This window comes from Streptomyces sp. NPDC050416, from assembly GCF_044458845.1.
In the GTDB taxonomy this organism is placed as follows: Bacteria; Actinomycetota; Actinomycetes; order Streptomycetales; family Streptomycetaceae; genus Streptomyces.
In genome coordinates, this window is record NZ_JBITII010000009.1 from 342,254 (window position 1) to 363,945 (window position 21,692).

Below are 21,692 nucleotides of genomic sequence, written 5' to 3' on the forward strand. Positions count from 1 at the left end.
CACCCGCCAACGAACGCTCAGGCCCCCTGACGGAACCGCGAAGTCCGATGCACAGGATCCGTATCGATCTTGGGAATCACATGCTCCCCGACCAGCCGAATCGTCTGCAGCGTCTCCTCCTTCGGCACCCCCACCGGCAGCCCGAAACTCAACTGGTCCGCCCCCGCCTGCTCCCACCGCTTGCACTGCGTGAGCACCTCATCCGGATCCCCGCAGATCAGCAGCTCCTCCTCGATGAGGACCTCCACCAACTCCTCGGTGTACTCGGGCAGCGTCTCCGGCCACACCGGGAACCCCTCGGGCCGCGGGAACGTGTCGTGGTATCGGAACACCAGCGACGGCAGATAGTGCAGCTGCCCGTTCGCCGCGATCCGCACCGCTTCCTCGTGCGTCGGCGCGCAGATCGCCGTCGTCGTCACCATCACGTTGTCGTTGACGAAGTCACCGACCGGCTCGGCGTCCACGATCGCCGTCTTGTACTGCTCCAGCACCCACTCCATGTCGGAGACCTTCTGCACGCTGAAGCCGAGCACGCCGAGCCCCTTCTTCGCGGCCATGGCGTACGACGGCGGCGACCCGGCCGCGTACCACATCGCCGGGTGCGAGCCGCCGTACGGCTTCGGCAGGACCTTCCTCGGCGGCAGGGACCAGTGTTTGCCCTGGAAGCCGGCGTACTCGTCCTGGAGCCACATCTTGGGGAACTCGGCGATGGTCTCTTCCCAGATCTCCTTGGTGTGGTTCATGTCGGTCACGCCCGGCATGAATCCCAGGATCTCGTGCGAGCCGGCGCCTCGCCCGCTGCCGAACTCGAACCGTCCCTCGCTGAGATGGTCGAGCATGGCGACCTTCTCGGCGACCTTCACGGGGTGGTTGACCGGGGCGAGCGGGTTGAAGATGCCCGAACCCAGATGGATGCGTTCCGTGGCGTGTGCCAGGTACCCGAGGAAGACGTCGTTGGCGGACAGGTGCGAGTACTCGTCCAGGAAGTGGTGTTCGGAGGCCCAGGCGTACTTGAAGCCGGACTTGTCGGCCTGGATGACGTACTCGGTCTCCTCCATCAGCGCCTTGTGTTCGGCGAGCGGGTCGGTCTCGGCCCGTTTGCCCACGTATCCCTGTACGAAGACCCCGAATTCCAAGGAGATTCACCGCCTCACGAGTTAATTCTGACGGATCGTCAGATACATGGCTCCGACTGTTCCACCGCTCCCCGGGAGCGTCAATAGCTGACGAGCCGTCAGACCATCGCCGACGGATCAGATGACACTCACCCCCGCCAGCCAGCCGCCGTCGATCACGAACGGCTGCCCGGTGATGTAGGAGGAGTCCTCGCACGACAGGAACAGGGCGAGCCGCGCCACCTCCTCCGGCCGCCCGACCCGCCCCAGCGGCACCAGCTTGCGGTACAGCCGGTCCAGCCCCCTGGCCGTCTCCTCCGTGTCGGCGGCCGGGTCCAGCCGGGCCGGGTTGGACATCGCGGTGTCGATCGCGCCCGGGCAGACGGCGTTGACGCGTATCCCGCGCCCGGCCAGCTCCAGCGCGGCGACCCGGGTCAACCCGACCACGGCGTGCTTGCTCGCCGCGTACGCGCCCACCGCCGCCATGCCCGTTAGACCGGTGTACGAGGCGGTGTTGACGATCGTGCCCCCGTCGGCCATGCCGGGCGCGACGGCCCTGATGCCGAGGAAGCAGCCCACCTGGTTGACCTGGACGACCCGCATGAACTCGTCGAGGGGTGTGTCGAGGAGGGAGTTGAAGCGGAGGATGCCGGCGTTGTTGACCAGCCCGTCGACCCGGCCGTACGCGTCCTCGGCGGCGGTGACGGCCGCCTGCCAGTCGTCCTCCCTGCCGACGTCGAGATGGACGTACCGGGCGCCGATCTCCTCCGCGAGGGTCTCGCCCTGGTCGTCGAGGACGTCCGCGACGACCACACGGGCGCCCTCGGCCGCGAACAGCCGGGCCTCCTGCTCGCCCTGGCCGCGCGCCGCTCCGGTGATGATGACGACCCGTCCGTCCAGCTTGCCCATGGCAGCCCCCTTCGCGCGGTGGACACGGTGGACTGGGCATCGTACCGGCATACCTGACGAGGCGTCAGATGCAAGGCCTGGACGTTGCTGAGGCGAATCTCACGTAACCCGCAAGTAGGGATGTTTGACCCTGTCGGGGCCGGTCGGGACCTTCCAGGATCGGGCCCATGGCCAAGAGAAGACTGAAGAACAGGAAGATCAGGATCGTCGCGATCGGATCGGCTCTCGTGACCGGTGGTGCCGTGGCCACGGTGCTGCTGCCGTCGGCGAACGCCGCCGACGAGAAGACACCCGAGCAGATCATGACGATGTGCCAGCGGGCCAAGGTGCTCAACGGAAAGCAGCAGTCCATCTCCGATTTCGGCGGCCACCCCATCGCCGGACCGAGCTTCGCCTCCGACAACTGCGATTTCGTCGAGACGAAGTTCGAGACCTTCGACGGCCCGGCCGAAAAGGCCTCCATCGACTTCCCGAACTGCGAACCGGGCGCCACCGAACCGGCGAAGGTTTCCGTCACCTGGCAGGCGACCACCGCACAGGGCCAGGGCAAGTACACCTCCACCCAGCAGGGCGGTGCCGGAGGGCTCTTCGGGGCGCTGAGCGGATCCTGGGTCAAGCACAAGGGCACGCTCGACATGACCGTCAGGTCGGCGACCGCCGGAGACACCGAACAGCGGGAAGTCCCCGTCGGCAAGGTCCTCCACATGGAGTTCACGCCGAAGATGCAGCGCATGACGGGCGAGTGGCGGGTGCGGATCGACGCCCGTGAGGCGACGACCGTCACCAACGCCACGCCGGAACAGAACTTCGTGGCGCCGGAGGTCGTCGAGGGCCCGGTCGTGCTGCCGGGGGCGGCCGGTGCGCCGGGTGTCGTGGACGGCACCTCCAAGGCCGTACTGACCGACTGCTGACCGACCGCCGACTCTCTTACCCCCCACAGGAGAACCCCATGACACGCACCGGCCGCTCGAGAAGCCACCGGAGCAAGAAGAAGCGCATCACCCTCGCCCTGGCCCCGGTCGCGGCCGTCGCGGTGGCCGTACCGCTGATGGATCGCGCGGGTGCCGCCACCCCCTCCGAGGTGACCGCCGACTGCGCGGCGGACTCCGACAAGCTGGAGAACTGCGAGTTCGTCGACGTCCAGTTCAAGCGGAACAGCCTCGGCCCCAATCAGCGCGTCTCCGCGGTGACCGACAACTGCGGATCGACGAGCACCGCCTCGAAGACCTTCAACGTGAGCACGTCCGTCACCAGGACCACGCAGCTGGAGGACGGTTTCACCGCGGGCGCCGACACCAAACTCGGCAATTCCTTCTTCGAGATCGGCGCGAAGTTCAGCACGTCCGAGATCGGCATCACGCGTGACGACAAGACGACCACCTTGCAGTTCAGCAGGACGGACACCGTGCAGCCCGACAGTGTCGGGTTCTTCATGTGGTCCGCGAAGCGCACCGACGTGAGCGGCTATCTCAAGGCCACGTACAAGGAGGCGCAGGACGGCGGCACGGTCTTCTTCTCCCCGAGCGAGGGCGCCACGAGCGTGCACGTCTTCTATCCGCAGATCCTGAAGAACGGCACCCCCGACGGACGGCTGTGGCTGCGCAACGTGAAGTGCGGAACGCCTGAGGCGTCGGGCCTGAAGAATTCCACACGCGCCCTGCGGTCCGAACCGGGATTCGGTGAGGCCGGCCAGAACGTCACCGACGTCGAGATCCCGCTGTCGCAAATTCCGGCAGGATAGAAGAACCGCTTCCTGAGGTTCTCAGATGCGAAGCACGGGCGCGGCTCCCAGCCACCTCAGGACCGCGTCCGTGCTGCCGCGGGCGTCCAGCTTGGCGTAGATGTTGCTGAGGTTGTTGCGGACGGTCTTCTCGCTCAGCCGTAACCGCAGCCCGATCTCCTGCGCGCCCAGCCCGGTCGACAGCAGCTCCATGATCTGCCGCTCGCGCGGGGAGAGCTGCCCGCGCAGCCGCTCCAGCGCCGTGCCCTGCGTGGACGCCCGCCGGGCCCCCTCGCGCAGGGCCGCGCAGGCCGCAGGGGAGAGGTAGGTGTGCCCGATGGTGGCCCCGACGACGGCCGAGGAGAGCATGCAGGTGCAGTAGTCGCCCTCGACCAGGTACCCGGCGCCGCCCCGGAACACCTCCACGATGGTGTCGGCGTCCCGGTCCGGGCCGATCACGATCACCGGCACGCCGTCGGCCCGCAACTGCCGCAGTCCGTCGACCGGTTCGGAGCAGTGCAGGACGACGACGTCGACGCCGCCCGGGACGCGGAAGGGCGGGGGCGGCCGCAGGCTCACCGCGCGTTCGACGTACGGGTCGTCCGGTGACGGCCAGTCGGGATGCGGCCAGGGGCCCTCCGGGCAGGCGAGGGCGACGGAGAGTTTCCGGGAAGTGCGCACGTCATTGTGTCCTTCCGCCGAAGCCGTACGAGTCCGTACGTGTCCGTACGTCCGTACATACGGAGACCGGCGTGGACATGTTCAAGCTTTCAAGGAACGCGCTTACGGGAGCAGCGGCGCGACCTCCTCTCCGAACTGCTCGATCTGCGCGACGAGTTCGGCCCGACTCCGGCTGCGAAACCGCACCTGCACCTGGTCCACGCCCATCGCGCGGTAGGCCCGCAGCGACTCGGCGACCGCCTCGGCCGGCCCGCTGACCGTCCGCCGCCCGACGTCCCAGCCCGCCGCCCCGACGTACAGGGGCTCGGCGATGGCCCCGACGCTGAACGGCCCCTCGACCCCGGCCTCTTCCCTGAGCCGCCGCACCCGCGCGATCCGGTCCGGCAGCACGTCCCTCGGGTCTCCCTGCGGCAGCCAGCCGTCTCCCTTGAGCGCGGCCCGTCGCAGGGCGGCCGGCGAGGACCCGCCGACCCAGACCGGGACCCGGTCCTGCGCCGGGCGGGGCCGCTGCCCGAGCCCCTCGAAGTCGTAGAACTTGCCGTGATGTTCGGGGAACTCCTCCGGCCCGAAGGCGGCGCGCAGGGCGTCGATCGACTCGTCCAGCACGGCGCCGCGCCGCTCGAAGTCGGCCCCCAGCACCTCGAACTCCTCCCGCACGTGCCCCGCCCCGACCCCGAGGATCAGCCGGCCGCCCGACAGGTGGTCGAGGGTGGCGTACTGCTTGGCGCTGAGCAGCGGATGCCGTAGCCCCACCACGGCGACGTGGCTGAGCAGCCGGGCCCGCTCGGTGGCCGCCGCGAGGAAGCCGAGGGTGGCGACCGGGTCGTACCAGACCGTGCTCATCGCGGACGCGAGCCGGCGCGGGATGGCGACGTGGTCGCAGCACGCCAGGTAGGCGAAACCGGCGCGGTCGGCGGCGCGGGCCACGGCGAGCAGGTCCTCGGGCCCGGCGGCGGCCTCCCAGGGCTCGGCGTAGATCGTGCTCTGGGACTGGACCGGGAGCTGGATCCCGTAGGCCAGGGTCACCGCGCCCCGTCCCAGAGTCCGTCGTCGGTCAGGCCCAGCAGCTCGATCGCGTTCCGCCGAACGATCCGCTCCACCACCTCCGGCTCCAAGTGCCCCATCTGCGCCTCACCGACCTCGCGGGACTTGGGCCAGGTGGAGTCGGAGTGCGGGTAGTCGGTCTCGTAGAGCACGTTGCCCAGGCCGATCGCGTCCAGGTTGCGCAGCCCGAAGGCGTCGTCGAAGAAGCAGCCGTAGACGTGCTCGGCGAACAGCTCGGACGGCGGCCGGTGCACCTTGTCGGCGACGCCGCCCCAGCCACGGTTCTCCTCCCACACGACGTCGGCGCGCTCCAGGATGTAGGGGATCCAGCCGATCTGCCCCTCGGCGTACATCACTTTCAGATTCGGGAACTGCTCGAACTTGCCGCTCATCAGCCAGTCGACCATCGAGAAGCAGCAGTTGGCGAAGGTGATGGTGGAGCCGACGGCGGGTGGGGCGTCGGCGGAGGTGGAGGGCATCCGGCTGCTGCTGCCGATGTGCATGGCGACGACCGTGCCGGTCTCGTCGCACGCGGCGAGGAAGGGGTCCCAGTCGTCGGTGTGGACGGAGGGCAGCCCCAGGTACGGCGGGATCTCGGAGAAGGCGACGGCACGGACCCCGCGGGCGGCGTTGCGCCGGACCTCCTCGGCGGCCAGCTCGGGGTCCCAGAGCGGGATCAGGGTGAGCGGGATGAGCCGCCCGTGCGCCTCGGGCCCGCACCACTCCTGCACCATCCAGTCGTTGTAGGCACGGACGCAGAGCAGCCCCAGCTCGTGGTCCTTGGCCTCGGTGAAGGTCTGGCCGCAGAAACGCGGGAACGTCGGGAAGCACACGGCGGACTGGACGTGGTTGACGTCCATGTCGGCGAGCCGGGCCGGGACGTCGTAGGAGCCCGGCCGCATCTGCTCGTAGGTGATGACCTCCAGGCGTATCTCGTCCCTGTCGTACCCGACGGCGGTGTCGAGGCGGGTCAGGGGCCGGCGGAGGTCCTCGTAGACCCACCAGTCACCGACGGGACCGTCGTCCCCCGGGGCGCCCATGACGGGCTTGAAACGCCCTCCGAGGAACGTCATCTCCTTCACGGGCGCACGGACGATCCGGGGACCGACGCCCCGGTACCTCTCCGGGAGCCGGTCCTGCCAGACGGTCGCGGGCTCCACGGTGTGGTCGTCCACGGAGATGATCAGCGGAAGCGTGCTCTCGTGGCTGTCCATGAAGCCACGGTAGCGCTGATCTGACGGTGCGTCAGCTACGGGTACGGGATGGGTACTGGAGCGTTTGGGCGGCGCCGGCCACAGCGCACCTGGGCGTGTTCGCGACTCGTTGGCCCACGTGCTCCGATCCCCCCGGCCCTTCACCCCGGAGCGGTCAGGGCCGCGCGGATCTCCCTGATCATTTGATCCGGGTTCCGGAAGACGTCCTGGGCGGTGAAGCGCAGGAGAGTGCGCACCTCGGGGCACTGGAGGACCTGGTTGAAGCGGGAGACGTCCCGTCGGTGAGCCTCGCGTGTGCCGTGGTGGGCGTACCCCTCGATCTCGACCGCGAGTCCCTCACGCCGGAAGAGGAAGTCGAGGACGACTCGCCGGCCGAGAGGGGTGAACGGCTGGACCTGACTCTCGGGCCGGAGGCCGGCGTCGGCCATGCGCAGGCGGGCCACGGTCTCGGCCGGCGACCCGGCCCGGAGGTTGGCAGCTGCTCCCGGGGGGAGTGCGCAGGGAACTGGCCTCCCAGGATCGGACCACGCACAGGATGCGGGTCGCCGCCCTGGGGTTGAGTACGCCGGGGACCAGTGCGCCCAAGACCGTCCGGGCCCACTGATCAGGCTGACGCCTGCTCAGTCCTCAGGAACGGTTGAGCAGCTGGACGGCTCGCAGCCGCGTGGGCAGGTCCGCGGCCCGGCCCGGCTCCACCCAGGCACCCGACTGCAGGCGGCTCCAGCCCTCAGCCCTGAGGGCACGAGTGAGGCTCCGCGCGGGCCAACCGGATTCCAGGGCACGGCAGGTGAGCAGCACGCCGCCTTGCGCCAACTCCCGCAGGGCCTTTCGTTCCTCCATGCCGCCAAGATCGCAGGAACGGGGGCACGGCTTGGCGGCCTGTGGATAACTCTCCGGCTCAGCCTGGACACACCTCGGCCGCGACGGCTCCCCCTCCGCGCCGCCGCGGCCGAACCCCGTGTCGAGATGGCTTACTTCGTCGGCTTGAACGGCTCCGACGTGGCGTGCAGGTCCTTGGTCTCCAGCGGCTCGTCGGTGGCGTGCAGGTCCTGCGTCCGCACGGCCCCCTCTTCCGTGGCGTGCAGGTCCTCCGTCGAGGCCTCGCCGTCCGTGCCGCCCGTGGCGTGCAGGTCCTGCGGCTTGAGCTCGTCGCCCATGTCGTCAACTCCCCTTGGTGGATCAAGCAGTGAGGTCGGCGGACCCGCCCGGTCACTCCCCCGAGGGTGACCGGGGCGGGCCCGCCCGGGCCGCTCACCCCGGTTCCGTGGTGGCAGGCCCCGCGCAGTGACCCGTCTGCCCCCCGACGCGACGGATCGACTGCCTCAAGCATGGCGGGGAGCGATAAACGAATGATGAACGCGTGCGCGCCGGGCCTCAGGCCGCCCGCACCGGCGACAGCAGCGCGCGCACCTCGGCGGCCTCGGGCGAGCCCAGCTCCTCGTAGATCGCCGCCGCCTCCTGCCAGCACACCTGAGCCCGGCCGGTCTGCCCTATGCCGCTGAGCGCGCGGCCGAGGACGGTGAGGACGTTGCCCCGCCGCCACTCCCCGCCGATACCGCGCAGCACGGTCAGTGCCATCTCGGCGTTGGCGGCGGCCTGCGCGGGGCGCCGGGCGGCGAGATCCACCTCGGCCAGCCGGAACAGGCTCATGCCCTCCCACAGGCGCTGCCTGCTGTCCCGGAACACCTCCAGCGCCTCCTGGAGCCGGCCGGCCGCGTCGCCCAGCTCACCGCTCTGGGTGAGGGCCAGGCCGAGGGCGTAGCGGGCGTTCGCCCCGCGCATGGAGTTGCCCATGGCGTCGTAGATGTCGATGCCCTCCTGGGCCAGCGCGACCGCGCTCTGGGTCCGCCCGGTCGCGAGGTGGATCCGGGAGAGGTTGCACAGCGCGGCGGCCTCGCCGGGGCGGTCCCCCAGGGCCCGGAAGTGCTCGATGGCCCGGGAGAGGTGTTCCTCGCCGTCCTCGTGCCGGTTCTGGTAGAGCGCGATGATGCCGCGTGCGTTGGTCGCCCAGCAGACGGGAAGCAGGTCGCCGGCCTGCTGCGCGAGGACGATGGCCCGTTCCGCCTCCTGGTCCGCCCGCTCGAAGCGGCCGCCGACGTGGTGGACGTTGACGAGCGTCATGAGCGCCCGGGCCTCCGCCCGCGCGAGGCCGAACTGCCGCGCCGCGTCCAGGAGGGCCTCGGCCGTCGCCTCGTACTCCCGGGAGTTGGCGCCCGACTCGGACAGGTCGTGCGCGGCCCACAGCAGGTCGATCGCCCGGGGGAGGGTGTCCGGCAGCCCCGCGGACTGCCGTACGCACGCGAGGAGGCAGATGGCCTCCGCGTACAGCCAGTCCTGCGCCGCGTGCCGGCTGTCGAACCGCAGCCCCGGATACGAGGCCGGCTCGAGACGGTCCACCAGCCCGTCGCCGGGCCGCTCGATCGCGTACACCCCCGCCGCGGACGCCAGATAGAAGTCCAGCAGCCGCGACAGCGCCGCGCCGCGCTCGCTCGGCGGCTCCTCGTCCCGCTCCGCACACGCACGCGCGTAGAGCCGGACGAGGTCGTGGAAGCGGTAGCGGCCGGGGGCCGCCGATTCGAGGAGGGAGGTGTCGACGAGGGACTCCAGGAGGTCCTCCGTGTCCTCGACCGGAAGGTCGAGGACCGCCGCTGCCGCCGGGAGGGAGATGTCCGGGCCGTCGGCCAGCCCCAGCAGGCGGAAGGCGCGGGCCTGGGCGGGCTCCAGCTGGCCGTAGCCCAGCTCGAAGGTGGCCTTCACCGCCAGGTCGCCGGCCTGGAGTTCGTCCAGGCGGCGGCGTTCGTCGGCGAGCTTCGCCGCGAGGACCGACACGGTCCAGGTACGGCGGGCCGCCAGGCGGGAGGCCGCGATGCGGATCGCCAGCGGCAGGAAGCCGCAGGCCGCCACCACGTCCAGGGCGGCCTTCCGCTCGGACGCCACCCGCTCCTCGCCCACGATCTTCGTGAACAGGGCCAGGGCCTCGTCCGGCGCCATCACGTCCAGGTCGATCAGATGGGCACCGGCCAGGTCCACCATCCGCACCCGGGAGGTGACCAGCGCGGCGCAGCCGTCCGTGCCGGGCAGCAGCGGGCGTACCTGGGCGGCGTCGCGGGCGTTGTCCAGCAGGACCAGGACGCGGCGGCCGGCCAGCACCGAGCGGTACAGCGCCGCGCGCTCCTCCAGGGAGTCGGGGATCGCCGTGTCGGCCGTGCCGAGGGCGCGCAGGAAGGAGCCCAGGACCGTCTCCGGCTCCGCCGCCCGGGCGCCCGCGCCCTGGAGGTCGACGTACAACTGCCCGTCCGGGAACGCCCCGCGCGCCTGGTGGGCCACGTGCACCGCGAGGGTCGTCTTGCCGACGCCGCCGATGCCGGCCAGGGCCGAGACCGCCATGACCCGGTTCTCGGCCGAGGACAGGATGTCGCCGAGCTCGCGCACGAAACCGGAGCGGCCGGTGAAGTCCGGCACCGTGGCGGGCAACTGTGCCGGACGGACCGGGACGGCGGCCGGCTCGGGGGCCGGGGAGGAGGGCTCCGCCAGCCCCGGGTCGGCCTGGAGGATCCGCTGTTGCAGTTCGCTCAGGCCGGGGCGCGGGTCCACGCCCAGTTCGTCGGCGAGCAGGCGCCGCGTGTCGGCGTACACCGCGAGGGCCTCGGCCTGGCGGCCGCTGCGGTACAGCGCCAGCATCAGCAGCTCGCGGAGCCGTTCGCGGAGAGGGTGGGCCGCGGTGAGGGCGGTGAGCTCCGAGACCGCCTCCGCGTGGCAGCCCTGCTCCAAGTCCATGTCCAGCCGGGACTCGACGAGCTGGAGCCGCCACTCCTCCAGGCGGACGCGCTGTGCCTCCGCGTAGGGGCCCGGCACGCCGGCCAGGGTCTCCCCGTCCCACAGGGCGAGGACCTGCCGCAGCACCTCGCGGGCGTGGCAGAGGTCGCCGGCCGACCGGGCCTTCTCCGCCTCGGTCGCCAGGTCCTGGGCGACGGTCAGGTCCAGGGCGCCGTCGCCGAGGTCCCGTACCGCGTACCCGCCGGATTCGCTGACCAGGACTCCTGGGTCCAGGACCTTGCGCAGCCGGGAGGCGTACGTGCGCAGCGCCGCCAGGGCCTGCGAGGGCGGTTCCTCGCCCCACAGGGCGTCGATCAACTCGGCGGCCGTGGCCGTACGGCCCTCGCGCAGCAGCAGGGCGGCGAGCAGGGCGCGCTGCTGGGGGGAACCGGTGGCGAGCGGCTCGTCGGCCCGCCAGGCGCGCACCGGCCCGAGCACGCCGAAGCGCAACGCCGCCCGCGCCATCGATCCCCCCGACTCCACCGACTCCCCCGACTCCGGCGTCTTCGGCGGCTCCGCCGAGGAGTCGGAACGCCGCTGCTCCGGTACGCGCGGTACACCGTCCGGTACACCGTCCATGCAGTCCCCCTAGACATCCTGAGCAACCACGCCAGTTTGCCTTGTGCGCGGCGGATACGTCAGCCGTGGGAGACACCGATCACAGGGCGACGCACGGGAGTCCACAAGGCCCGCACACTCTCTCCGCTTCCAGGATCCGGAGGGGTTGGAGCGATTGGGCCACGGGGCAGGTGCGTTTCCCAGGTGACGGGGGCCGCAAGGCGCCCGAACGCTCCAGTTTCCCGTGTTGGCGGGGGTGAGGGGTGGGGGCGGGCGGGATAGTGGTCCGGCAGAGCAGGAGTCGGAGTGAAGGTGGAGGTGGGGGTCCATGCCCGGTGAGCAACCGCAGACGTACGAGACCCTTGACGAGCGGTTTCGGAGCGGTCGGTGTCAGGCCGGGGACTCGCGGCTGGAGACGCTTTTCGAGGGGTGCCGGTGGGCCGAGGGGCCGGTGTACGTGCCGGCCGGGCGGTATCTCCTGTGGAGTGACATCCCGAACGACCGGCTGCTGCGCTGGGACGAGACCACCGGATCCGTCGGGGTGTTCCGCTCGCCCGCCGGGTATCCCAACGGCAACACCCTGGACGGCCAGGGGCGGCTCATCACGTGCGAGCAGGGCAACCGGCGGGTGACCCGGACCGAGCACGACGGGTCGGTCACGGTGATCGCCGAGCGGTTCCGGGGGAAGCGGCTCAACAGCCCGAACGACGCCGTGGTGCGGTCCGACGGGTCGGTGTGGTTCTCCGACCCGGAGTTCGGGATCGCGACCGACTACGAGGGGCACCGCGGGGAGAGCGAGATCGGCGCCCGGAACGTGTACCGCGTGGACCCGGGCAGCGGCGAGGTGCGCGTGGCCGCCGAGGGCTTCCAGGGCCCGAACGGGCTGGTGTTCTCCCCCGACGAGCGCAAGCTGTACGTGTCGGACAGCCTGGCCAATCACATCCGCGTCTTCGACGTCCGGCCGGACGGCACCCTGACCGGCGGCGATGTCTTCGCCGAGTGCCGCGACGGCAACTTCGACAACATCCGGTTCGACGACGAGGGACGGCTCTGGGCCGCCGCCCTGCACGGCGGTGTGCACTGCTACGACCCCGACGGCACGCTCCTCGGCCGCGTCCTGGTGCCCGGCACGGTGGCCAACATCCGGTTCGGCGGCCCCCGGCGCAATCGGCTGTTCATCGCCGCCGACACCACCCTGTACTCCCTGGTCATGTCCGTCACCGGGACCCCGGCGCTGCCGTCGGCCGGCCGCTGAGCGGGCCGTCCCGCAGCGCGCCCTTCATGACCTTTCCGCTCGCGTTGCGGGGCAGCTCCGCCACGAACTCCACCGTTCTCGGGACCTTGTAGTTGGCCATCTCCCTGCGGGACCAGGCGATCAGGTCGTCCGCGGTCAGCAGTGCGCCCGGCCGCCGTACGACGTACGCCTTGCCGACCTCGCCCAGCCGGGCGTCGGGGACGCCGATCACCGCGACGTCCGCCACGTCCGGGTGGAGGCTCAGGAGTTGCTCTATCTCGGCGGGGTAGGCGTTGAAGCCGCCGACGATGAACATGTCCTTGAGACGGTCGGTGATGCGCAGGTTGCCCGCGGCGTCCAGGATTCCCACGTCGCCCGTGCGCAGCCAGCCGTCCTCCGAGAGCACCTCGGCGGTGGCGGCCTCGTCCTCGTAGTAGCCGGTCATGACGTTGAAGCCGCGGACCAGGACCTCGCCCGGTGTGCCGGGGCCCAGGGGCTCGCCCCGCCCGTCCACGACCCGGATCTCGGTGCCGGGGATCGCGCGGCCCGACGTCGACGCGATCACCGTCGGGTCGTCGCCGCGCCGGCACATCGTGACGACGCCGCCGGCCTCGGAGAGCCCGTAGGCCGTCAGGACCGTGCCGACGCCGAGTTCCCCGCGCAGCCGCTCGACGAGCCTCAGCGGCACCACCGCCGCTCCCGTCACCACGAGGCGCAGGGCCGACAGGTCGTGGGCGTCCCGTGCCGGATGGTCGAGGAGGGACTGGAGGAGGGTCGGCGGGCCGGGGAGCACGGAGATCCGTTCGGCCGCGATGTTGGCGAGGACCGTGTCCACGTTGAACACCGGCTGGGGGATCATCGTCGCGCCCCGCATCAGACAGGCGATCACCCCGGCCTTGTAGCCGAAGGTGTGGAAGAACGGGTTGACGATGAGGTAGCGGTCGCCCCGGGTCAGGCCCGCCAGGTCGCTCCAGATGTCGTACGCCCGCAGCGTCTGGGCGTGGGTGATGACCGCGCCCTTCGGGCGGCCCGTCGTGCCCGAGGTGAAGACGATGTCCGAGGGCCGGGAACCGTCGACCGCGTCCGCCCTCGCCCGCACCTGTGCCGGCCCGACCGCCTCTCCGCTGGCCAGGAAGTCCTTCCAGGTGCGGAAGTCGGCCGGGGCGTCCTCCGAGAGGACCACCACGTGCTCCAGGTCCGGCAGGCCGGGCAGCGGTCCGGTGCCCGGGCCCTGCCCCGCCGCTCGGCGCAGCGACGCCACGTACGAGGTGCCGAGGAACGTGCCCGTCACGAACAGCAGCCGGGCCCCGCTGCGGCGCAGCACGTCGGCCGCCTCCGTGCCCTTGAAGCGGGTGTTCAGCGGCACGAGCACCGCGCCCGCCGAGACCGCGCCCAGGGCGCCGGCGATCCAGTCGAGCGTGTTCGGCGCCCAGATGCCGACCCGGTCGCCCGGTCGGATGCCGTGGGCCAGGCAGGCCGCCGCCGCGCGCTCCACGCGGGCGCCCAGCTCCGCGTAGGTGATCCGGGTGCGGCCCTCGACGACCGCCTCGACGTCCGTGTACCGCTCGGCCGCCGTGCGCACCAGGCCCGGGATGCTTCCCCACTCCGTATCCGCTCGCACCGCAAGCCTCCCCAGCAGTAGCCGGCACAGGAGCTGACTGACCGTCAGATTAGCTGTAATCTGACGGTCTGTCAGCGAACCGTCGAACCGTTCGGCCCGGAGGTGCGCGCAGCATGGCAGCAGGATCGGGCGGCATCAAAGACGCCACCGCCATCGTCGGCATAGGCCAGACACCCTTCGCCAAGCGGCTCCCCGAGGACGAGCGCACCCTCGCCTGCCGTGCCGTCCTGGCCGCCCTCGACGACGCCGGGATCGCTCCCGGCGAGGTCGACGCCCTCGCCTCCTACACCATGGAGGAGACGGACGAGGTCGAGCTGGCGAAGGCCTGCGGCTTCGGCGACCTCACCTTCTTCAGCAAGGTCGGCTACGGAGGCGGCGGTTCCTGTGCCACCGTCGCCCATCTCGCCGCCGCCGTCGCCACCGGGCAGGCGAGCGTCGGCGTCGCCTGGCGGTCGCGCAAGCGGGGCAGCGGGCCCCGGCCGTGGACGAACACCGCCGTCCAGCTGCCCACCCCGGCCCAGTGGACCCGGCCGTTCGGGCTGCTCCGGCCGGTCGACGAGATCGCCATGCTGGCCCGCCGCTACATGCACGAGTACGGCGCCACCCGGGACCACCTGTTCAACGTCGCCCTGGCCTGCCGCAACCGGGCCAACCAGAACCCCGCCGCGATCATGTACGACCGGCCCCTCACCCGCGAGATGTACATGACGTCCCGGTGGATCAGCGAGCCGCTCTGCCTCTTCGACAACTGCCTGGAGACGGACGGGGCGCTGGCCTGTGTCGTCGTCTCCGCCGAGCGCGCCCGGGACTGCCGCCGCACGCCCGTCTACGTCCACGCCGCCGCCCAGTCGCTCCCCGCCCAGCACCACGGCATGGTCAACTACTGGAACGACGACCCCCTCACGGGCCCGGCCTGGGCTGCCGCCCGGCACCTGTGGAAACACTCCGACCTGACACCGCAGGACGTGGACGTCGCCCAGATCTACGACGCCTTCACGCCCCTGGTCCTGCTGTCCCTGGAGGGTTACGGGTTCTGCGGGCGGGGCGAGGGCGGGGCGTTCACCGAGGGCGGGGCGCTGGAGACCGGCGGGCTGCTGCCCGTGAACACCGGCGGGGGCGGGCTGTCCGAGGCCTACGTGCACGGCTTCAACCTGATCAACGAAGGGGTGAAGCAGTTGCGCGGGACCAGTACCGCGCAGGTGCCGGGCGCCTCGGTCTGTCTGGTCACCGCGGGCGAGGGCGTCCCGACCTCCGCCGTGCTGCTGAGGAGTTGACATGCTGCGTCCCGTCACCGACACCGACGGCGCCCCCTTCTGGGAGTACGCCGCCCGGGGCGAGCTGCGGGTCCAGGCCTGCGCCGGATGCGGCGAGCTCCGCTTCCCGCCCCGGCCCTGCTGCCCGCACTGCCAGTCCTTCCGGAGCGATTGGCGCCGGATGTCCGGCCGGGGCCGCGTCTGGTCGTACGTCGTTCCGCATCCGCCGCTGCTGCCCGGCTACGCCGAACTGGCGCCGTACAACGTGGTCGTCGTCGAACTCGACGAAGCTCCGCGCATCCGGCTCGTCGGCAACCTCGTCGCCGGGCCCGGCGAGCCGCTCGGCTCCCTCCCGGCGGACCGGCTCCGGATCGGCGCCCGGGTGCGGGCCGTCTTCGACGACGGGCTTCCCCGGTGGGTGCCGGAGCGGTCATGAGCACTGTGCTGGTGAGTACCGACGAGGACAGCGGGGTCGCCGTCGTCACCCTGAACCGGCCCGACCGGCTCAACGCCGTCGATCTGGAGATGGCCGGTGAACTCGCCCGGGTCTGGCGGCAGTTGCGGTTCGACGCCTCCGTGCGGGCGGTGGTCCTCACCGGGGCCGGTGAGCGGGCCTTCTGTACGGGCATCGACCGGGACGCCGTCGTGCCGCAGCCGGACTCGCCCTACTCCCAGGACGATCCGCTGCTCGGCATCGGGCCGAAGGCGAACGACCTGTGGAAGCCGGTCGTCGCCGCCGTGCGCGGGATGGCCTGCGGGGGCGCCTTCTACCTGCTCGGGGAGGCGGAGTTCCTGGTCGCCGACGCCACCGCCGCGTTCTTCGACCCGCACACCACCTACGGCATGGTCAGCGCCTACGAGACCGTCCTGATGGCGCAGCGCATGCCGTACGGGGAGGTCGCGCGGATGGCGTTGATGGGAACGGCGGAGCGGATTTCCGCGCGGCGTGCGTACGAGGTCGGGCTGGTGTCGGAACTCGTCGCGGAGGGCGAGGCGTTGGAGGCGGCGCGGGCGTGCGCCGCCGTCCTCGCCGGGTATCCGGCCGAGGCCGTGCAGGGGACCGTGCGGGCACTGTGGGCCGCGAGTCAGGCCGGGCGGGCGCAGGGGTTCGCGCAGGCTCCGCATCTCATCGCGCTCGGGAACGCGACGGGTAAGGAGCAGGCCGGGCTGTTCAACGAGCGGCGGCGCGAGTACCGGTTGCGGTAACTGCTTGCCGGTTGCGGTAGCTGCTCACCGATTGCGCCAGGGAATCGTTTACCCATACACGCGTATGCTCGACGGGTGGTTGAGCATCGGATGATCGACGTGAACGGCATACGGCTGCACTGCGCGGAGCAGGGCGAGGGCCCGCTCGTGGTGCTGCTGCACGGGTTCCCGGAGTCCTGGCACTCCTGGCGGCACCAGTTCGGTCCGCTGGCCGAGGCCGGTTTCCGGGTGGTCGCGCCCGACCAGCGCGGATACGGGCGCAGCGATCACCCCGAGGACGTGGCGGCGTACAGCATCCTGCACCTGGTCGGCGACGTGGTCGGGCTGGTCCACGCGCTGGGCGAGGAGCGGGCGTTCGTCGTCGGGCACGACTGGGGAGCGCCGGTGGCCTGGCACACCGCGCTGCTGCGGCCGGACGTGGTGCGCGGGGTGGCGGGGCTGAGCGTGCCGCCGCCGTTCCGTGGCGCGCAGCCGCCTCTGAAGACCATGCGGGAGCGGTTCGGCGGGCGCTTCTACTGGAACTACTTCGAGCAGCCCGGGGTCGCCGAGGCCGAGTTCACCGCCGACACCCGCGCCTCCCTGCGCAAGCTGCTGTACTCCGCCTCCGGTGACGCCCCGGGCGCCGGGCGTCCCGAGCAGGCCGTGGTCGAAGACCCGGAGCGCGGCTGGCTGGCGGACGCGCCCGACCCCGAGGTGCTGCCCGGGTGGCTGACCGAGGAGGACCTCGACGCCCTCACCGACAGCTACGCGCGGGGCTTCACCGGCGCGCTCAACTGGTACCGCAACCTGGACCGCAACTGGGAGCTGACCGCCCCCTGGCAGGGAGCGGTCGTGTCCCCGCCCGCGCTGTACGTGTACGGCGACCGGGACCTGGTCCCGGCCTTCCCGGGCACGCCCGAACTGATCGAGAAACTGCCCGAGTTGATGCCGAACCTGCGCCGGAAGCCGCTCCTGCTGCCGGGCTGCGGCCACTGGACGCAGCAGGAACGGCCCGCCGAGGTGAACGAGGCGCTGCTGGACTTCCTGACGGAGCTGCGGGACTGACGCGCTGCGTGATCAGTCCCTAGCTCGTGCGCGCCGTGCCCGTGCCCTTCTCCGCGTCCAGGGCGTACACGCAGCGGTCCTTGCTGCACGCGTACACCACTCCGTCCCGGACGACCGGGGAGCCGGTGATCTCGCCGCCGGTGGCGAGCTTCCAGCGAAGCCGGCCGTCGTCGGCCTTCAGGGTGTAGAGCAGGTGGTCGGTGGAGCCGAAGTGGATGCGGCCCTCGGCCACCGAGGGTGCGCCCACGATGTCGCCGCCCGCCTGGAAGCGCCACTTGGGTGTGCCGGTGACCGCGTCGAGGGTGTAGAGGCCCTTGCCGCTGCCCACGTGGACATGGCCGGCGGCGACCAGGACGGGGTCGACGGAGGCCCGGGACTCGGTGGCGATGCGCCAGCGGTCCCGGCCGTCGGTGGCGTCGAGGGCGTAGACCGTGCCGAGGTAGTCGGCGAGGTAGATGCCGCCGCCGGTGACGGCCGGGCCGGGGACGAACGTGGGCGGGGAGAGGAAGACGGCCGGGGCCTCGAAGTGCCACTTCACGTGCCCGGCGGCCACGTCGAGGGCGAGGACGCGGGTGCCGGCGCAGACGTAGACGTACCCGTCGGAGGCCTGGGCGATCCGGACCGGGACGCCGCCGCAGGAGGCCGCGTCGCCGATGGGGTACGACCAGCGCTCGTCGCCGGTGCGGGCGTCCAGGGCGCGCAGCCGGGCGTCCTGCCACACGTAGACCGTGCCGTCGTGCAGGGCGGGTCCGGCCTCGGGCGACTCGAAGTCGCTCTGGCAGCCGGTGACCTCCCAGAGCTTCTGCCCGTTCGAGGCCTCCCAGCCCTGGACGCCGCCGCCCCGGGTGCCGGTGACGACCGTGCCGTGTTCGGCCTTGAGCGAGTAGACCCAGGCATCCGTCTGGAGGCGCCACAGGTCGGCGCCCTCACGGGCGTCGAGGGCGAACAGCGTGGGTCCGTCGGAGGCGTGGATACGGCCGTCCGCGACCGCCATGGACCAGGCGACGTCCCGGGTCTTGAAGCGGCGGCGGCCGGTGGCCACGTCCAGCGCGTGCACCTCGAAGGAGGTGACGTAGACCAGGTCGCCGTCGACGGAGGGGGTGCCCCAGACGTCGTTCGACATGCGGAAGCGCCAGGGCCGCCAGCCGCTCGCCTGCTCGGGCGGCGCGGCCGGGGCCGGGGGCGCGGCGACGGCGGGGCCCACGGCGGGGTCGGTGCCGTTGACGCCGGGGCGGGGCTTGGACCAGGAGGCGGCGAGGGCGGCCTCGGGCGGGGGCGCCTTGACGGCGGCGGCACGGACGTCGGCGACGCGCGGGCCCGGGCCGATGGGCACCTGGGCGCCGGCCAGCCGGACGGGGCCGGTGTCGGGGCCGCCGACCGGGGCGGGCACGGGCGCGGGCGCCTGGACGACGGGGTCGTGCGAGGGCGGGGGCGGGATGGGGGCGGGGCGTCCGCCGCCGCTGCGGCCGGCGCCGGGGGCGGGTTTGCCGGCCGGGCGGCCGTTGCGGCGGGTCTCGATCAGGCTCACCGCCCGCTCGGGCAGCCACGCGGAGGCCGTACCGCTGTCGTCGGAGCCGGAGCCGAAGAGGTGGGGGGCGAGCTGGGCCTGGAGGTCGGCCGGGTTGGGGCGGGCCGTCGGGTCCATCTGCATGCAGGACTCGATGAGCGGGCGCAGCTCGTCCGGGAGGCCCTCCAGGTCCGGGCCCTCGCGCAGCAGCATGAAGACGGTCTCGACCGGGTTGGCGCCGTGGAAGGGCGGGTGCCCGGTGGCGGCGAAGACCAGCATGGAGCCGAGGGAGAAGACGTCGCTCGCGCCCGTGACGCTGCGGGAGTCCTTGGCCTGTTCGGGGGACATGTAGGCGGGCGTGCCCACGGCGACGTTCGTCATCGTCAGACGTGTGTTCGAAACGCCCGACGCGATCCCGAAGTCGATCACCCGGGGGCCGTCCTCGACGACGAGGACGTTCGACGGCTTGAGGTCCCGGTGCACCAGCCCCGCCCCGTGGATGGACTGGAGCGCCTCGGCCACGCCCGCCGCCAGCCAGCGCACCGCCTGGGCCGGGAGCGGGCCGCAGTCGTTCACTATCTCTTCGAGGGAGGGCGCGGGAACGTACGCGGTGGCCAGCCACGGCACGGCGGCGCGCGGGTCGGCGTCCACCACCGCGGCCGTGTAGAAACCGGAGACGGCGCGGGCCGCCTCCACCTCACGCGTGAAGCGGACCCGGAACAGCTGGTCCTCGGCGAGCTCCGTGCGGACGGTCTTGATCGCCACGCGCCGGCCGGACGCCGAGCGGGCGAGATAGACCAGCCCCATGCCGCCGGCACCCAGCCGTCCCAGCACCTCGAACGGCCCGATCCGCCGCGGATCGTGCTGCGTCAGCTGATCCACCACTCTGCCTGCCACCTCCCCGTACGAGCCGCGCCAAGCCACATGTTCCACGCGACCCCGTGCAGCGTCTCACCACCGCACCGCCATGGCGGCACGCACCCCGATTCTTCCTGGCCGGAGCCGTGGTTGCGAACCCGGTGACAATTGGGGTGTCTCGGTACACAGGCGATCAAACAATGACCAAACACTGCTCGATCTGCCCTGCTCAGCGGTGCAGCAGCGCGAAGGACGCCCCCTGATTGTCCGTGACGACGGCGACCGTGCCGTACGAGGTGTCGAAGGGCGGGGCCTGGATCCGGCCGCCGAGACGGGTGACGTCCTCCAGCGCGGCCGGTACGTCCTCGACGGCGAAGTGGACGAGGAAGTGGGGCGGCATCTCGGCCGGGAACACGTCGGTGACCGGGGCGCGGCCGACGTCGGGCTCGGCCTCCGGCCCGAACAGGGCCTCCTGGAAGAGATCACCGTAGAAGGCGTTGGCCGCCTCGGTGTCCCGGGCGTACAGCTCGGCCCAGGCGAAGGTGCCCGGCTCGTGCCGCCGGCCGAAGCCGGGGTGCTCGCCCGGCTGCCACAGGGCGAAGACTGCCCCCTCCGGGTCGGTGACCAGGGCGGTGACGCCGAGCCCCCCGGCCGGCACCGGCGACGAGACGACCTGCCCGCCGGCCGCCCGGATACGCCGGGCCAGGGCCGCCGCGTCGGGGGTCGCGAAGTACACCGTCCACACGGTGGGCAGCCGGCCGTCCATCTTGCGGACCAGCGCGGCCACGGGCTCACCGTCCTTCAGGGCCTGCGCGAAGGGGCCGAACCAGTCCTCGAAGGTCCACCCGAAAAGTTCACCGTAGAACCGCTTGCCCGCCTCGACGTCGGGAAGCTGCGCGTCCACCCAGCAGGGAACGCCCTCTGCGTACACCGATGCCCTGTTTTCGGCCATGCCGACAACGTAACCGCGACTGCCGCACCCCGCAGACCAGGCACACCAGCCCCCTCACTCCCTTACACCCCATTTGCAGTCGGCCGAATCGCGCCCCGATCACGCCTCGGTAAGCTGACGGCATGACAGGACAAGTGCGTACCGTCGACGGCCGCGTGGCCGGTAGGCGTGGGCAGGCGACCCGGCAGAAGCTGCTCGACTGCCTCAGCGAGATGCTCAGCTCCTCCCCGTATCGGGACGTCAAAGTCATCGATGTCGCCCGGAAGGCGGGCACTTCGCCCGCGACCTTCTACCAGTACTTCCCGGACGTCGAGGGCGCCGTCCTGGAGATCGCCGAGCAAATGGCGACCGAGGGCGCCGCGTTGACGGAACTCCTCCAGGGCCGTTCCTGGGCCGGCAAGGCCGGCTGGCAGACGGCGCAGGAACTCGTCGACGGGTTCCTGGAGTTCTGGCGCAAGAACGACGCGATCCTCCGGGTCGTCGATCTCGGCGCCGCCGAGGGCGACAAGCGCTTCTACAAACTCCGGATGAAGATCCTCAACTCGGTGAACAACTCCCTCGCGGACTCCGTCGCCGAGCTCCAGGCCAAGGGCCGGGTCGACAAGGACGTGAACCCGGCGGCCATCGCCGGTTCGCTGGTCGCGATGCTCGCGGCCGTCGCCTCCCACCAGAAGGGCTTCTCCTCCTGGGGCGTGAAGCAGGCCGAACTGAAGCCGAACCTCGCGCTGTTGGTACATCTGGGCGTCACGGGCAGGAAGCCCACGAAGTAGCCCGGCCGGCCGGCCCCGGCCCTTTTTCCCGTATCCAAGTCCTGTCTGGCAGGCGGCGGGGCCCCCCGGGGGGCCCCCCCCGGGGGGGGGGGGCCCCGGCGGACGAAGAGCGGGTTAGCCCCGCGGGCGGAGTGGGCAAAAACCCCGGGGGCGATGCGGGGCGTTGTAACGGCGGTGGACCCGGATCAGC

20 protein-coding genes are annotated in these 21,692 nt (G+C 71.7%); 8 read left to right on the forward strand and 12 right to left on the reverse strand.

The window, feature by feature from the left end; translation table 11 throughout:
* Nucleotides 1-17: 17 nt before the first annotated feature.
* Entirely contained in the window at nt 18-1,136 is a 1,119-nt protein-coding gene (locus ACIBL4_RS27955) for an LLM class flavin-dependent oxidoreductase (protein ID WP_399414556.1), read from the reverse strand.
* A gap of 117 nt (nt 1,137-1,253) precedes the next feature.
* Nucleotides 1,254-2,024: an SDR family NAD(P)-dependent oxidoreductase gene (locus ACIBL4_RS27960; protein ID WP_399414557.1), complete on the reverse strand. Its 771-nt coding sequence runs from the start codon at nt 2,022-2,024 to the stop codon at nt 1,254-1,256.
* Between the two features lie 167 nt (nt 2,025-2,191).
* Here ACIBL4_RS27960 and ACIBL4_RS27965 point away from each other — a divergent pair, with 167 nt between their 5' ends.
* Both ACIBL4_RS27965 and ACIBL4_RS27970 read left to right on the forward strand, forming a co-directional pair.
* Nucleotides 2,192-2,935: a hypothetical protein gene (locus ACIBL4_RS27965; protein ID WP_399414558.1), complete on the forward strand. Its 744-nt coding sequence runs from the start codon at nt 2,192-2,194 to the stop codon at nt 2,933-2,935.
* A 38-nt stretch (nt 2,936-2,973) separates the two neighbouring features.
* Nucleotides 2,974-3,765, forward strand: a complete 792-nt coding sequence (locus ACIBL4_RS27970; protein WP_399414559.1) for a hypothetical protein — start codon at nt 2,974-2,976, stop codon at nt 3,763-3,765.
* 21 nt (nt 3,766-3,786) lie between these two features.
* On the opposite strand, the gene ACIBL4_RS27975 is transcribed toward ACIBL4_RS27970, so the two are convergent.
* The 7 genes from ACIBL4_RS27975 to ACIBL4_RS28005 all read right to left on the reverse strand — a co-directional run bounded on the left by ACIBL4_RS27975 (nt 3,787) and on the right by ACIBL4_RS28005 (nt 11,078).
* Nucleotides 3,787-4,425: a LuxR C-terminal-related transcriptional regulator gene (locus ACIBL4_RS27975; RefSeq protein ID WP_399414560.1), complete on the reverse strand. Its 639-nt coding sequence runs from the start codon at nt 4,423-4,425 to the stop codon at nt 3,787-3,789.
* 102 nt (nt 4,426-4,527) lie between these two features.
* Nucleotides 4,528-5,445 (reverse strand): LLM class F420-dependent oxidoreductase, encoded by a 918-nt coding sequence (locus tag ACIBL4_RS27980; RefSeq protein ID WP_399414591.1) that lies wholly within the window; start codon nt 5,443-5,445, stop codon nt 4,528-4,530.
* A gap of 2 nt (nt 5,446-5,447) precedes the next feature.
* Complete coding sequence (locus ACIBL4_RS27985) at nt 5,448-6,683, reverse strand: amidohydrolase family protein (protein WP_399414561.1); 1,236 nt, start codon at nt 6,681-6,683, stop codon at nt 5,448-5,450.
* 140 nt (nt 6,684-6,823) lie between these two features.
* A complete protein-coding gene (locus ACIBL4_RS27990; RefSeq protein WP_399414562.1) occupies nt 6,824-7,111 on the reverse strand; it encodes a DUF559 domain-containing protein in 288 nt (95 codons plus the stop codon).
* Nucleotides 7,112-7,310: 199 nt separating this feature from the next.
* A complete protein-coding gene (locus ACIBL4_RS27995; RefSeq protein ID WP_399414563.1) occupies nt 7,311-7,523 on the reverse strand; it encodes a hypothetical protein in 213 nt (70 codons plus the stop codon).
* Nucleotides 7,524-7,654: 131 nt separating this feature from the next.
* A complete protein-coding gene (locus ACIBL4_RS28000; RefSeq protein ID WP_037671516.1) occupies nt 7,655-7,840 on the reverse strand; it encodes a hypothetical protein in 186 nt (61 codons plus the stop codon).
* A gap of 217 nt (nt 7,841-8,057) precedes the next feature.
* Entirely contained in the window at nt 8,058-11,078 is a 3,021-nt protein-coding gene (locus tag ACIBL4_RS28005; RefSeq protein ID WP_399414564.1) for a BTAD domain-containing putative transcriptional regulator, read from the reverse strand.
* A gap of 307 nt (nt 11,079-11,385) precedes the next feature.
* On the opposite strand from ACIBL4_RS28005, the gene ACIBL4_RS28010 reads away from it, so the two are divergent.
* Complete coding sequence (locus ACIBL4_RS28010) at nt 11,386-12,312, forward strand: SMP-30/gluconolactonase/LRE family protein (protein ID WP_399414565.1); 927 nt, start codon at nt 11,386-11,388, stop codon at nt 12,310-12,312.
* Here the strand turns inward: ACIBL4_RS28010 and ACIBL4_RS28015 are convergent.
* Nucleotides 12,275-13,912, reverse strand: a complete 1,638-nt coding sequence (locus ACIBL4_RS28015) for a FadD3 family acyl-CoA ligase (RefSeq protein ID WP_399414566.1) — start codon at nt 13,910-13,912, stop codon at nt 12,275-12,277. The two genes, ACIBL4_RS28010 and ACIBL4_RS28015, sit on opposite strands and share 38 nt — an antisense overlap.
* Before the next feature lie 113 nt (nt 13,913-14,025).
* Here ACIBL4_RS28015 and ACIBL4_RS28020 point away from each other — a divergent pair, with 113 nt between their 5' ends.
* The 4 genes from ACIBL4_RS28020 to ACIBL4_RS28035 all read left to right on the forward strand — a co-directional run bounded on the left by ACIBL4_RS28020 (nt 14,026) and on the right by ACIBL4_RS28035 (nt 17,415).
* Nucleotides 14,026-15,186, forward strand: coding sequence for a lipid-transfer protein (locus tag ACIBL4_RS28020; RefSeq protein WP_399414567.1), 1,161 nt, complete (start codon nt 14,026-14,028; stop codon nt 15,184-15,186).
* Between the two features lies 1 nt (nt 15,187).
* Nucleotides 15,188-15,601, forward strand: a complete 414-nt coding sequence (locus tag ACIBL4_RS28025; protein WP_399414568.1) for a Zn-ribbon domain-containing OB-fold protein — start codon at nt 15,188-15,190, stop codon at nt 15,599-15,601.
* Nucleotides 15,598-16,371: an enoyl-CoA hydratase/isomerase family protein gene (locus ACIBL4_RS28030; RefSeq protein WP_399414569.1), complete on the forward strand. Its 774-nt coding sequence runs from the start codon at nt 15,598-15,600 to the stop codon at nt 16,369-16,371. Before ACIBL4_RS28025 ends, ACIBL4_RS28030 begins: the two co-directional genes overlap by 4 nt.
* 90 nt (nt 16,372-16,461) lie before the next feature.
* Nucleotides 16,462-17,415 (forward strand): alpha/beta fold hydrolase, encoded by a 954-nt coding sequence (locus tag ACIBL4_RS28035; protein WP_399414592.1) that lies wholly within the window; start codon nt 16,462-16,464, stop codon nt 17,413-17,415.
* Between the two features lie 19 nt (nt 17,416-17,434).
* Here ACIBL4_RS28035 and ACIBL4_RS28040 read toward each other — a convergent pair whose 3' ends face one another.
* Both ACIBL4_RS28040 and ACIBL4_RS28045 read right to left on the reverse strand, forming a co-directional pair.
* Complete coding sequence (locus tag ACIBL4_RS28040; protein ID WP_399414570.1) at nt 17,435-19,807, reverse strand: PQQ-binding-like beta-propeller repeat protein; 2,373 nt, start codon at nt 19,805-19,807, stop codon at nt 17,435-17,437.
* Nucleotides 19,808-20,009: 202 nt separating this feature from the next.
* Nucleotides 20,010-20,732, reverse strand: coding sequence for a VOC family protein (locus ACIBL4_RS28045; RefSeq protein ID WP_399414571.1), 723 nt, complete (start codon nt 20,730-20,732; stop codon nt 20,010-20,012).
* A 134-nt stretch (nt 20,733-20,866) separates the two neighbouring features.
* On the opposite strand from ACIBL4_RS28045, the gene ACIBL4_RS28050 reads away from it, so the two are divergent.
* Nucleotides 20,867-21,502, forward strand: a complete 636-nt coding sequence (locus tag ACIBL4_RS28050) for a TetR family transcriptional regulator (protein ID WP_356926052.1) — start codon at nt 20,867-20,869, stop codon at nt 21,500-21,502.
* The last annotated feature ends 190 nt before the right edge of the window (nt 21,503-21,692 follow it).